We start from the raw sequence: 12757 nt of genomic DNA on the forward strand, positions 1-12757 counted from the left end.
TAGTTTACAGCTCTCCTTTATCGATTTCGGCGGGTGTGGATGCCTCACTCACCGAAGTGTGCTGTTTGCGGAATTGTTTGGGTGTCATGTTGAATCGCTTCTTAAAGACGTAATACAAATAATTGCTGCTGGCAAAGCCGTGCTCGAGCGCGATTTGTTCAATCGGTCGATTGCCTTCTACGATGGCGGAACAAATCTGCGACAACCGGTAATTTTCCAAATAAGCAGTAAAGGATTCCTCGCCCTGCTCCTTGAACACACGCTGCAGCTGCCTTGCGCTGATCGGGATCCGTTCGGCTACCTCTTGCAGCGTCAATGGCTGCGCGTAATTGTCATGGATAAACTGGGAAGCGATGCGAAACCGGTGCTCGTTCATGTTTCTGGAAGGCGGTTCGAAAGTAAGGCTTGGAATGGCGGACATTCTCGCGGAACGAAGCAGAATTTGAATAATGGCTTGCTTGATCGTCGAGAATGCGCCAGGCTGTCCTTCATTCCAGGCGCGGTAAGCCGTCAGAAACCAGTTCATGGCGTTGTATTGGTCGACATGAGGCTTCAAGGGCAGAGAGTCAAGCGCTTTCATGCAGGATTCCGCTTCATGCCGCTCCCATGGGTCTCCCCAATTCTCGTCTGGATCGGTATCCTTGATCGGGACGATATCAATGTGCAGACAGAGCTCATCCATCGCTTCGCGCGCATCCGCTTCCTGCTGATGAATGACGTTTGGACCGGTCAAGTAGAAGAGTCCTTCATGGAGCGGATAAACCGTATCCTCCATAATGACGGTGCCTTTGCCGCGCGGAATGAAATGAAACTCATACTCCGAATGCTTGTGAAAACGGACGATCTTGCCGGGGGAAAAAGAAGTCAGGTGGCAGCGTAGGACACGAAACCCGTAGCCGCCCCAGCGAAACTGGATATCCAGCCGGTCGATCGCATCGTTCCGCTCAGCCATCGGCGAATAAGCAAATGGTTTTGCCATGACAGTACCACCCTTTCTTCTCCTGCGGACAGGGAATCGTTGTGACGTGAATTAGTTGCTCAGTTCGGACAGGGAAACGACGCGTTTCTCGGCATTGGCAATCGTTGCAGCTTCCATCAGCTTCGTCAGATCGACGGCAAGGCCGACGTTTTCAGTCGCTTCCGTGTTGTTCAATACGTGGCCGACCCATTGATCAAAAGCGGAGATTGCATTTGCCGGCTGTTCGATCGTAACCCACTCCTGCGCTTCCAGCTTGTTGCTTTTCACACGAACGACCTCATCCGGCAAGCCGTACAGCAGCGTACCTTCCGTGCCGTGAATCTCCACGCAGAACGGGGAATGTGCATTTACGAAGCCAGCTTCGACGATACCGATCGCGCCATTATCATAGTGAAGCGTCGCAACTGCGTTGTCTTCCACTTCTTTGCCGGTAACGTAACCGAAAGCAGCGCTCACGCTTTGCGGCAGGCCGAGGAACAAGCGAGTCAGGTACATGGGATGGCAACCGAGATCGATCAGCGCGCCGCCGCCTGTTTGCTCGAGGTTATAGAAATGCTTCGGAAGCCAGTCGGCAGTTGCGCCGTTATGAGAGAGGCGTACGCGCGCTTGCGTCAATTGACCAAGCAGGCCTTTGCTCAGCACTTCTTGCGCGGCCAGCGTGTATTTATCGTTCAGACGCGGCAGGGAAACCGTCAGTTTAACCTTCGCTTCGCGAACGGCTGCGAGAATTTCGTTCACTTCACGAAGCGTAGGGGCAATAACCTTCTCCGTGAAAATATGCTTGCCGGCGCGAGCAGCCTTCACCATGACATCGCGGTGAATATTCGATGGCGCATCGACAACGACCGCATCGATATCCGTGCGGGCAAGCAGCTCGTCCAGGTCAGCGATGAAAGGAACGCCCAATTTGGCTGCGGCTTCTTGGCCGCGTGCCGGAATCTCGTCCCAAACAGCGGCAACCTCGGTGTTTGGATTTTCTTGCACTTGTTTCGTGTAATCCCAAGCATGTACATGCCAATAGCTGAGCATACCAACGCGAATCATGGATGAATTCCTCCTATTAGAGATAATAGATTATTGTTCATGTCGTTCGTTTAGAGTTTTCAATGCTCTAATTATGCGACACATGTATACGGTAACACAAATAAAAGTACGGAATAATACGTATCTGTGACAATAAAACTTCAAATTTACGACAAACACATGACGTGAATTCCAAGGGTTACGAAAAATTGACGCGAACGTTAAATTACGTCATGATAAAGGTAATCCTATGAACTTCGACTTCTCGATGAAATGCAATATAATGAAGGAGAACTCGGATATGCGGACTTTTCTTAAAGCACCGATACATGTATACAGGCGCTTCATATCTCCGATCAAACCGCCGACATGCCGTTTCTACCCCAGCTGCTCCGCATACGCACTTGAGGCAATCGACAAGCATGGACCGGTTCGCGGCAGCTGGCTCGCCGTAAGAAGAATCTGCCGATGTCATCCCTTTCATCCTGGAGGAATCGATTTTGTGCCTCCGACCCGCGATGAGCTCGCGCGCCGGGCAGATGCCGCCCTTGACAGTGCTGCGGATGATTCGGTATAGTTTCAGCAAGAGGTTGAATGACCTTATATCTGATTTCGATGAAGAGATAAGTACAGAAGTAATGCCCTTACCAGAGAGCCGGGGTAGCTGGAAACCGGCAAGGCGCAGCTTGTGGAAAATGGTCTCGGAGAACCGCTCTCAAGCAGCAGGCGATAAACCTGATGTAAGCTTGCGGCGATTGACCTCGTTAACGGTCTGCGCTCATCCGCAGAGGGATGAGTCTAATGAAGCTTTCTTCATATCGGCTTGGCAGTAGTTTCTGCAGGTGCGGGACGGGAGAGAGGAATTTGGGTGGTACCGCGTAAGCGACAAGCTTTCGTCCCATAGAGGATGAGGGCTTTTTTTGTATGCTAAGCCGTTTGTTGCGCGAAACCATCCTATAGGAAAGCGAAGTGTTCACGATGAGTCAAACGAAACCCTCCTTTTACATTACGACGCCGATCTACTATCCAAGCGACAAGCTGCATATCGGCCATGCCTACACGACCGTTGCGGGAGACGCCATGGCGCGCTATAAGCGGCTTCGCGGATACGATGTCTGGTATTTGACCGGCACGGACGAGCACGGCCAGAAGATCGAGCGCAAGGCGCAGGAGAAGGGCAAGACGCCGCAGCAGTTCGTCGACGATATCGTCGTGTCGATCAAGGACCTGTGGAAGAAGCTCGATATCTCGAACGATGACTTCATTCGGACGACAGAAGAACGTCACAAATCCGTCGTCGAGGCCATCTTCGACCAGCTGCTGCAGCAGGGCGACATCTATAAAGGCAATTATGAAGGCTTGTATTGCACGCCTTGCGAATCGTTCTTCCTGGAGCGTCAGCTCGTTAACGGCAATTGTCCGGACTGCGGACGCCCCGTTGAGCTGGTGAAGGAAGAGAGCTACTTCTTCCGGATGAGCAAGTATGCGGATCGGCTGCTGCAATTCTACGAGGAGAACCCGGAATTTATTCAGCCGGAATCCCGTAAGAACGAGATGATCAACAATTTTATTAAGCCGGGTCTGGAAGATTTGGCCGTGTCCCGTACGACGTTCGACTGGGGCATCAAGGTCAAGGGCGATCCGAAGCATGTGGTCTATGTCTGGATCGACGCGCTGTCCAATTATATTACTGCGCTTGGCTACGGTTCCTTGGACAGCAGCCGCTACGATCAATTCTGGCCGGCGGACGTTCATCTCGTGGGCAAGGAAATCGTACGTTTCCATACGATCTATTGGCCGATCATGCTGATGGCGCTTGGACTGCCGCTGCCGAAGAAAGTGTTCGCGCACGGCTGGCTCTTGATGAAGGACGGCAAAATGTCGAAGTCCAAAGGCAATGTCGTGGATCCTGTAACCCTGATCGATCGCTACGGCTTGGATTCGCTTCGTTACTATCTGCTGCGCGAAGTACCGTTTGGCGCTGACGGCACCTTCACGCCGGAGAACTTCGTGGAGCGTATCAATTTCGATCTCGCCAACGATCTCGGCAATTTGCTTAACCGTACGGTTGCCATGATCGACAAATATTTTACGGGCGACGTGCCGGCATACGACGGCGAAGTGACCGCATTCGACAAGACGCTTTCGACCCTTGCGGTCGGCACGGCCGAACAGGTCGAAGCAGCGATGGAGCGAATGGAGTTCTCGGTGGCGCTGACGGCGATCTGGCAGCTTGTCAGCAGAACGAATAAATATATCGATGAGACGCAGCCGTGGACGCTGGCGAAAAGCGAAGAGAAGCGCGGCGAGCTGGCTTCCGTCATGCACCATTTGGCGGAATCGCTTCGGATCATTTCCATTCTGCTGCAGCCTTTCCTGACCAATGCGCCGCTCAAAATCCGTGCGCAGCTGGGAATCGAGGAAGGCGGGCTGACGGCGTGGGACAGCACGAAGCAGTTCGGCCGTCTGCCTGGCGGCACGCGAGTTGCCAAGGGCGATCCAATCTTCCCTCGTCTTGACGTTGCGGAAGAGACGGCGTATATCGCGGTATCCATGGGGGGCGGAACGTCACCGGCAGAGGCAGAGCCGGCTGCGGCTGCTCCAGCCGAATCGTCGACTGCCGTTGCCGAGCCCGCTGCAACGCCGGACGGCAAAGAAGAAATCGGCATCGACGATTTCGCCAAAGTGGAGCTTCGCGTTGCGCAGGTACTTGCGGCGGAACCAATCCCGAAAGCGGATAAGCTGCTGAAGCTGCAGCTTGATCTTGGCTTCGAGAAGCGTCAGGTCGTCTCTGGTATCGCGAAGTTCTACACACCGGAGCAGCTTGTTGGACACAAAGTAATCTGTGTCGTGAATTTGAAGCCCGTGAAGCTCCGCGGCGAAATGTCGCAAGGCATGATTCTCGCTGCATCGCACGGTGATCAATTGACACTTGCTGCAGTGCCTGATGGTATGCCGAATGGCGCAATTGTGAAATAAGATTAAACCTTTAACCGCCGGAGCATCCTGCTCCGGCGGTTGCTTGTTGACAGGTCATAGGCGCCTCTATATAATCGTAATAGTAATGTTTACGATTATGGTCGGGAGATTGAGGTGCAATCATGTTCAGAAATAACACGAGGCGTTTTGCAGTTCCGGCAGCCGTGCTTCTGCTAGCGGCAGTCATGCTTTCCGGCTGCGGATCTTCGAACCAAGGCAAGCTGGTCGAAGGCAAAATGAATGTCGTGACCAGCTTTTATCCGCTCTACTTTATCGCGCAGCAAATCGGCGGCAGTGTTGCCAATGTGATTAATATGATTCCTGCTGGCGTTGAGCCGCATGACTGGAGTCCGAAGAGCCGTGATTTGGAAACAGCCTCCAAGGCAGAGCTTTTTCTCTATAACGGCGCGGGACTCGAAGGCTGGGTCGGCGATTTTCTCGAAGGGCTGCCAAGCAGCTCGAAGCTCGTGACGGTTGAAGCGAGCGAAGGCATTGCGAAGATTTCCGGCAATCCTGAAGAAGAAGAGGCCGTAAGCAGCAAGCACGTCGATCCGCATACCTGGGTCAGTCCGAAGTCGATGCTCATTATGGCGGACACCGTGCTGCGGAATTTCGATCAAGCAGATCCCGCGCACAAAGCCCAGTATGATACGAATTACGCGGTTCTTCATGGGAAGCTGGCGGAGCTGGATAAGGATTACGAGCAAGCGCTCACCGCCGCTCCGCATAAGGATATTGTCACATCCCACCAAGCCTTTGCTTACTTGGCGCGTGATTATGGCTTGAAGCAAGTGGCTATAATGGGGTTGTCGCCGGATGCCGAGCCGAAAGCGCAGGATTTGCTGCGGATTGCTAAGTTCGTGAAGGATAACGGCATCAAAACGATCTTTTTTGAAGAGCTGGTCTCGGATGAAATGGCAAAAACCTTGGCTAGAGAAGCGCACGTGACAACGATGGTGCTCAATCCAATGGAAGGATTGACGCCGCAGCAGGCTGCCAAAGGGGAAGACTACTTCACGCTGATGCGGGTCAATTTGCAAAATCTAGTGAAGGCTTTACAATAGAAAGCACGTGCAAGTTCAGGAGTGATAACTATGACCAGCAAGCAGCAATCCGGATTTATGTGCCACCGGCCTATTATCGAGCTGGATGACATTTCGTTCGCTTACGAGCAGAAGCCCGTCATCGATCATGTTCATTTCACCGTACACGAACGGGATTTCGTCGGTGTCATCGGTTCGAACGGCGCCGGCAAGACGACGCTGATGCGCATGATCGTAGGCTTGCTGAAGCCGACGAGCGGTTCGATCAAGCTATTCGGCGAACCGATTCAGCAATTCCGCGACTGGGACCGCATCGGGTATGTGCCGCAGAAAAATTCCTTTAACCCGTTGTTCCCGGCGACTGTACGCGAAGTTGTGCTATCCGGGCTGTACAACCGCAGCAAGCTGTTCAAACGCGTCTCCAAAGGGGATGCCCAGAAATGCGAGGAAGCGCTGCACGCGATGAAAATTGAAGATTTAGCCGACAAGCGGATCGGGCAGCTCTCCGGCGGCCAGCAGCAGCGGGCCTTTCTAGCGCGTGCGCTCATTAATAATCCGGCGCTGCTGATTTTGGATGAGCCGACGGTCGGGATCGATGCCGAGACGCAGGAAGGATTCTTCCATCTGATCCGCCATATGCATCAGCATCACAACATCACGTTTCTTATGGTGTCGCATGATATGGACATGATTCGATCGTACTTGGGCCAGGAACCGCAGCAGACCTTTGGCAAAATAAAGCTTTATGTCAAGCATTCCCATGATCTGGAGGATTGTGTGGAAACGAATTTGACGCATAGTCTTCGCGAGCTGCGTCATTCCATGGAGAGAGGGAAAGTAGGCGTATAACGGTTGGATATCCTAACGAGTGAATTTTTTCAGAGGGCGCTCATCGGCGGCGTTCTTATCGGCATTACGGCACCGCTCATGGGGCTGTTTCTCGTGCTTCGGCGGCTTTCGATGATCGGTGATACGTTATCTCACGTCTCGATCGCAGGCGTGGCACTCGGCTTCTTGATCGGGGTTTATCCGGTCGCTGTGGGGCTGGTGTTCGCCATTGCGGCGACCTTTGCCATCGAGAAGCTGCGCAAAGCATACAAGACCTACGCGGAGCTGTCCATTGCGATCATAATGTCTGGCGGTGTTGCGCTGGCATCGCTGTTGTTCTCGATGGGGAAGGGCTTTAACGTGAACGTCAGCGAGTATTTATTCGGCAGTATTTATACGCTCGACGACATCGACTTGCTGCTCATCGGCATCGTAACGGCTGTTGTTCTGCTCGCAGTCGGCTTACATGCGAAGGAATTATTTCTGCTTACGTTCGACGAAGATGCGGCTGCGGTCAGCGGCCTGCCAACACGCTATTTTAATTTCATGATCAGCATTCTTACGGCGCTTGTTATCAGCGTTTCTATCAAGATCGTCGGGGCACTGCTTGTCTCCGCGCTGCTGACGATTCCGGCTGCCTGCAGCCTTGTCATCGCCAGGAGCTTCCGCCAATCGGTCGTTACCGTCGTTATTATTGCAGAGCTTGCGGTTGTCATTGGCCTGATTGTTGCCGGCGTATGGAATTTGGCGCCGGGGGGCACGATCGTCATGCTTCTGATCGTCATTTTGCTTCTGCTGCTCTCCTTTAGAAGAAAGTTCAGCACAGGCTAGAAGAGGAGGGGATCTTATGTCCGACGTTACGGTTTGGGCGGCATTCGGGGCCGGTATCGCATCCTTCATTTCCCCCTGCTGCCTTCCTCTGTATCCGTCTTATTTATCTTACATAACCGGTGTATCCGTAAGCGATTTGAAGAGCGAGCATCCCGGCCGCGAAGTCCGGATGCGGACTATGAGCCATACATTGTTTTTTATTCTTGGGTTCTCGGTCGTTTACTATACCCTTGGATACGGAACGAATGCGTTCGCGGAGCTGTTCTCGCAATACCAAGGTCTAATCCGCCAGCTGTCGGCGGTGCTTATTATTCTAATGGGACTCATACTTATGGGATTGATTCAACCGCGGGTGCTATTGAAGGAAATGAAAATGCCGCTGCGGATGAAGAAATCCGGCTACTTGGCATCCTTTATCTTCGGCATTGGCTTCTCCGCAGGCTGGTCGCCGTGCACAGGTCCCATACTCGCCAGCATTTTGCTGATGGCGGCATCGGAACCCGGCACATGGTTTGAGCTGACGACCGCTTATGCGCTCGGATTTGCTATTCCGTTCTTCGTTCTTGCGTTCTTCATCGGCTCTACGCGCTGGATCGTTCGTTACTCCAGCATTATGATGAAGATCGGCGGGGCCGTCATGCTCCTTATGGGAATCCTGCTCTTCTCCGATCAGATGACCAAGATTACGATTTGGCTGAATTCCATCACGCCTGAATTTATGAAATTCTAAGTGAAATATTCAATCTTCGCATCCTCAAAATGTTCAAAGATGCGCTCCGAGATAAACATGCGGAGCGCTTCTGCTTGTTCATCGGGATAGACGTATTTGCCCTGACCCCAGCGGCCCCATTTGTATTTGCGCTTCTCGATATCCATCTCGAGCTTCGTGCGCGGATATCGTTTCTCGATAACGTTCTTGGCTGTCTTCGTGAAGCGGTGCTGGATCAGCTCGAACGTGAGATTGGAAGATGCATCCTTCGGCAGCGCTGCGGCAAGCGATGAAAGCAGCTCCGCGTAGCCCTCCTGCCAGCCTTCATGCCAGATGATAGGGGCAATGATGAAGCCCATCGGATAACCGGCCCTTGCGACCTTCGCCGCAGCTTCGATTCGTTCCTCGAAGCGGGAGGTGGAGGGCTCGAAATGTTTGATGACATATTTGGCATTCACGCTAAAGCGAATTCGGGTGTGGCCGTTATGTTTAAGATCGAGCAGTGAATCGACATAATGAAACTTCGTAACGAAGCGGAGTCGGCCGTGTTCTTGGTCTGCCATGAACGTAATGAGCTCCTTTAGACTGCCCGAGATCGGTTCAAGGCCGACGGGATCGGACGTGCAAGCCGCTTCGAAACGGGTGATTTCGGGAGCGCGTTCGGCAATGTAACCTTTGGCGGCATCCAGAATGTCGTCCATATTAACATAAATGCGGATGTAGGGTTTGGCTCCAAGCGTCGTTTGCAAATAACAATAATGGCAATGGCCCATGCAGCCGGTAGCGATGGGGATGGCGTATTCGGCGGAGGGCTTTGACGTGTCGAACTTCAAGGTTTTGCGAATGCCGACGACGAGCGTTCGTTTGGCGATCTTGTACTGCTCCAGCTCGGTTTCGCCCGGCAGGTTCGTAATCCGGTTGTGCGAGGTCGTCATCTGGTACGGAATGTTCAACGACTTAACCCATTCCAGGATGCGCTGCCCCTTGGGATAATCCAGCGCGGCAGGTTCAAAATATACCAGCTCCGGGATAAACGAATCATGCACATTCTTCTTTGGTTTAGACTGCTCAAGTGTCGTTGCGGCCATAAATCGGTCAGCCTCCTCAGCTGCTGCAAATTTACGGTTAGTGTGGGGAAATCGCCGAAACCGCAAACATGGAAAGTTAAGTGCGACAGGTTGCGGCACGCTGGTCAGGCAGTGTATGATACTAAGAGTGAAGCGAGGGAACGGAAACAGGCTGCGGCAGAGCAGCATGCAAAACGAATCCGTACGTGTGGGATGATGGTGAATGGAGGTAGTACGATGCCGACTCCAAGTATGGAGGATTATTTAGAACGCATTTATAAATTAATTGACGAGAAGGGCTATGCCCGCGTCTCCGATATTGCAGAGGGTCTAGAGGTTCATCCATCCTCGGTTACGAAAATGATTCAGAAGCTGGATAAAGATCAATATTTGATCTATGAAAAATACCGCGGTCTTGTACTGACCAATAAAGGCAAGAAAATGGGCAAGAGGCTGATGGAGCGCCATCACCTGCTGGAATCCTTCTTGACCGTAATCGGCGTTCAAGAAGAGAACATCTACAGAGATGTCGAAGGCATCGAGCATCATCTGAGCTGGGATTCCATAACGTGCATCGAGACGCTGGTAGAGTTTTTCCGGAGGGAGCCGGCGAGGCTGGAGGCCTTTAAGTCGATTCACTCCGAGCTTAACAACGAATAACGAGAAAGGGACATTTCCAAGCCGTCATGCTGCACATGACCTTGGAAATGTCCCTTTTTTAATACTAGGGCTTAATGCCTTAATGATATTTCGGAAGATTATCGTCGTCCTTGCCGCCTTCAATGACGCGGAACGGCATGTTTTTGCGCGTTTTGTTTCGGCTGCTTGCCTGCTGCTGATCCTTGCGCGCGCCTGCTTTGTACTTCGGTTTGGGTTTTGCCTTGACCGCATTACCTGGAGGGAATTTATAAAGCAGATAGATGACGGCGAAGACGCCGACTGGAATAAGGAGCTGATAGGGATTGCTGATCGTTTGTGAAACAAGTCCGATGACGACAAGCACAAGGATGATAATGGATAAGAGACTCATTCGACGAGGCATGATACTCACCCTTCCTTCCCATACATTGGTAGACGGTTTACAACTTACGCATTCGCATTTTGACGGTCAAGCTCGAGCATCCGATTGAAAGATGCAATGGATACCGCAACTTGTTCGTCCGTCGGTTCTTTCGTCGTGAGCTTCTGCAGCCACAAGCCCGGATAGCCGAGGAAGCGCAGCACCGGCAGATCGCGAAGCGCGTTGGTGAAGCGAAGCGCTTCATAAGAGGCACCCAGCACGACCGGTAGAAGCAGCACGCGCAGGTAGATTCTTTCCCAGAGGGAATCCCAGTGAAAGAACGAATATACCACGACGCCGACGAGAACGGAGAAAACGATAAAGCTGCTTCCGCAGCGATAATGAAGCCGAGTGAAGCGTTGAACATTGGAGACGGTCAGCTCCGCTCCCGCTTCGTAAGCGCTTATTACTTTATGCTCGGCGCCGTGATACTGGAACAGACGTTTGATTAGCGGCGTAAGCGAGATGATGTATAAGTACGCGAGCAGGAACAGGATCTTAATAAAGCCTTCAATCAGGTTGTGTACTATTATATTCGAGAAGGCATGTTCGAAGAGCAATTGTTCAATTAAAGCAGGAACAAGCGTAAAAACTAATTTACCGGCTACAAAGGATAAGATACCTGCAACGGCTACGCCTACAATCATGCTGAGGCTCCAGCCTTTTTTCTCTTCGGATTTGACAGCCGAGCCGTCATCCTTCTTATCCTCGAGCTCGTCTTCGGCATACGATTCCATCGAGAAGTTCAAATGCTGCGAACCTTTCGCGCTGGATTCAAGTATGGCCACTACACCGCGGACGAGCGGGATTTTTTTGAGCTTTTGGATCCACGGCACCGTTTTGCGCGGGACCTCATAGAACATGATTTCATTATTTTTGCGGCGAACCGCCGTAACGTTTGCATTTCTGCCTGCAAACATGACTCCCTCTATGACGGCTTGTCCGCCATAGATATTTTGTGTGCTTTGCGACAAGGGCGAATCACCATCCTTTTAGTTATTCGTAAGTTATATGCCAATCTGATTGTTCTCTCTTATTTTACTTGATTCTCAAACACAATGCGAGAGGCATCCTTTCCCTGAGCAGCAGGAGCTGTTTTATGCGGCAACCCTTTGCACATACTAATGCGGACAACAAATGGATAAGCATCCAGAAATGGAGGAATCGCAATGCGTGCCATGCGTATAGAGCACAAACATAAGCAGAAAAGCCGAACGGAGTATGACGGCTCAGTAAGAACGAATGCCGTTGCGTACTGCCTGCGGCTTGGTTTTTTTGCAGGATTGATTTGGGGTGTGGGCCGCTGGCTGCTGTACATGATCCATTTTACAAAAGTCATTCCGGGCTTCTTGGCGGATCCTTTTTTTAGGCAGGCTTTCTTAAAAACAGCCTGGGGCCATACAATTGGAATAGCCGCGTTTATCGTTTTCTCGATTATCGCGACTTTTCTCTACAAGCTGGTTTTGGGGCGATTCTCCGGACCATGGCCAGGTGTGCTGTACGGGCTGTTCTGGTGGCTGGTGCTCTTCGTGATGACGGGGCCGTCCCTCGGCTTGTTCCAGCCGTTCAATCAAATCGGCTATGATACGATTAGCACGGAGTGCTGCCTGTACGTCATTTGGGGGCTGTTCATTGGTTATACGATCGCATTCGAATATACAGACGAAGTGTCGCGTGAACCGATGGGAGCTCATTAACGGCCGCCGGCCCCCCGGCACTTCTCAAAGCATGGGTCTTTGTGGTAGAATGGCTATTGATCTATGCGCCGGGAGGACTCTCCAATGACTTCGATTCTTGTATTAAACGGACCTAATCTCAACCTGCTCGGCGTACGCGAGCCTGGTGTATACGGCTCGATGACGCTTAAAGCTATTGAGGAGCTGGTTGCAGATACGGCAGCCTCGCTCGGCGTTCAAGTTGCCTTCTTCCAATCCAACCATGAGGGTGCGCTTATCGACCGCATTCACGAAGCTTACGGAACGGTGGATGGAATTGTTATTAATCCGGGTGCTTTTACGCATTACAGCATTGCGCTGCGCGATGCATTCAGCAGCGTGGGACTGCCGGTCGTTGAAGTTCACATCTCCAACATTCATAAGCGGGAAGCGTTCCGCCACGTTTCCGTGATCGCCCCAGTTGCAGTTGGTCAGATCGCAGGTTTCGGTGCGCAGAGCTATGTGCTCGGCTTGAACGCTCTCGTTCAGCACATGAAGCAACAAACAGAAAAAGGGTGATTCC

General features: G+C 52.0%; 14 protein-coding genes and 1 other annotated feature. Of the genes, 9 read left to right on the plus strand and 5 right to left on the minus strand.

What is annotated here, in order from left to right:
• Positions 1-4 precede the first annotated feature (4 nt).
• Positions 5-979, minus strand: coding sequence for an AraC family transcriptional regulator (locus KXU80_RS00740; RefSeq protein ID WP_219836414.1), 975 nt, complete (start codon positions 977-979; stop codon positions 5-7).
• Between the two features lie 51 nt (positions 980-1030).
• The gene (locus tag KXU80_RS00745; protein WP_219836415.1) at positions 1031-2023 is read right to left on the minus strand and encodes a Gfo/Idh/MocA family protein; all 993 of its coding nucleotides are present in this window, start codon (positions 2021-2023) and stop codon (positions 1031-1033) included.
• A 280-nt stretch (positions 2024-2303) separates the two neighbouring features.
• On the opposite strand from KXU80_RS00745, the gene yidD reads away from it, so the two are divergent.
• The 6 genes from yidD (at position 2304) to KXU80_RS00775 (ending at position 8413) form a co-directional block, all read left to right on the plus strand.
• The gene (yidD, locus tag KXU80_RS00750; RefSeq protein WP_219836416.1) at positions 2304-2579 is read left to right on the plus strand and encodes a membrane protein insertion efficiency factor YidD; all 276 of its coding nucleotides are present in this window, start codon (positions 2304-2306) and stop codon (positions 2577-2579) included.
• Positions 2580-2608: 29 nt separating this feature from the next.
• Positions 2609-2906: a binding site (T-box leader), on the plus strand.
• Between the two features lie 74 nt (positions 2907-2980).
• A complete protein-coding gene (gene metG / locus KXU80_RS00755) occupies positions 2981-4981 on the plus strand; it encodes a methionine--tRNA ligase (RefSeq protein ID WP_219836417.1) in 2001 nt (666 codons plus the stop codon).
• Positions 4982-5103: 122 nt separating this feature from the next.
• Complete coding sequence (locus KXU80_RS00760) at positions 5104-6045, plus strand: metal ABC transporter substrate-binding protein (RefSeq protein ID WP_219836418.1); 942 nt, start codon at positions 5104-5106, stop codon at positions 6043-6045.
• A 30-nt stretch (positions 6046-6075) separates the two neighbouring features.
• Positions 6076-6873 (plus strand): metal ABC transporter ATP-binding protein, encoded by a 798-nt coding sequence (locus tag KXU80_RS00765; RefSeq protein ID WP_219836419.1) that lies wholly within the window; start codon positions 6076-6078, stop codon positions 6871-6873.
• 3 nt (positions 6874-6876) lie between these two features.
• On the plus strand, positions 6877-7683 hold the full coding sequence (locus tag KXU80_RS00770; RefSeq protein ID WP_219836420.1) for a metal ABC transporter permease: 807 nt from the start codon (positions 6877-6879) through the stop codon (positions 7681-7683).
• 16 nt (positions 7684-7699) lie between these two features.
• Entirely contained in the window at positions 7700-8413 is a 714-nt protein-coding gene (locus KXU80_RS00775; RefSeq protein ID WP_219836421.1) for a cytochrome c biogenesis CcdA family protein, read from the plus strand.
• On the opposite strand, the gene splB is transcribed toward KXU80_RS00775, so the two are convergent.
• A complete protein-coding gene (gene splB, locus KXU80_RS00780) occupies positions 8410-9480 on the minus strand; it encodes a spore photoproduct lyase (RefSeq protein ID WP_219836422.1) in 1071 nt (356 codons plus the stop codon). The genes KXU80_RS00775 and splB overlap by 4 nt on opposite strands.
• A gap of 216 nt (positions 9481-9696) precedes the next feature.
• On the opposite strand from splB, the gene mntR reads away from it, so the two are divergent.
• Complete coding sequence (gene mntR / locus KXU80_RS00785) at positions 9697-10119, plus strand: transcriptional regulator MntR (RefSeq protein ID WP_219836423.1); 423 nt, start codon at positions 9697-9699, stop codon at positions 10117-10119.
• Between the two features lie 79 nt (positions 10120-10198).
• Here mntR and KXU80_RS00790 read toward each other — a convergent pair whose 3' ends face one another.
• Positions 10199-10501 carry a hypothetical protein gene (locus KXU80_RS00790; RefSeq protein WP_219836424.1) on the minus strand — a complete coding sequence of 101 codons (303 nt, stop codon included), beginning with the start codon at positions 10499-10501 and terminating at the stop codon, positions 10199-10201.
• Positions 10502-10545: 44 nt separating this feature from the next.
• On the minus strand, positions 10546-11439 hold the full coding sequence (locus KXU80_RS00795) for a DUF1385 domain-containing protein (protein ID WP_219838797.1): 894 nt from the start codon (positions 11437-11439) through the stop codon (positions 10546-10548).
• A gap of 249 nt (positions 11440-11688) precedes the next feature.
• On the opposite strand from KXU80_RS00795, the gene KXU80_RS00800 reads away from it, so the two are divergent.
• Both KXU80_RS00800 and aroQ read left to right on the plus strand, forming a co-directional pair.
• Complete coding sequence (locus tag KXU80_RS00800; protein ID WP_258171193.1) at positions 11689-12216, plus strand: YqhR family membrane protein; 528 nt, start codon at positions 11689-11691, stop codon at positions 12214-12216.
• Between the two features lie 84 nt (positions 12217-12300).
• Positions 12301-12753, plus strand: coding sequence for a type II 3-dehydroquinate dehydratase (gene aroQ, locus KXU80_RS00805; RefSeq protein WP_219836425.1), 453 nt, complete (start codon positions 12301-12303; stop codon positions 12751-12753).
• Positions 12754-12757: the final 4 nt, after the last annotated feature.

The organism is Paenibacillus sp. R14(2021) (genome assembly GCF_019431355.1).
In the GTDB taxonomy this organism is placed as follows: Bacteria; Bacillota; Bacilli; order Paenibacillales; family Paenibacillaceae; genus Paenibacillus_Z.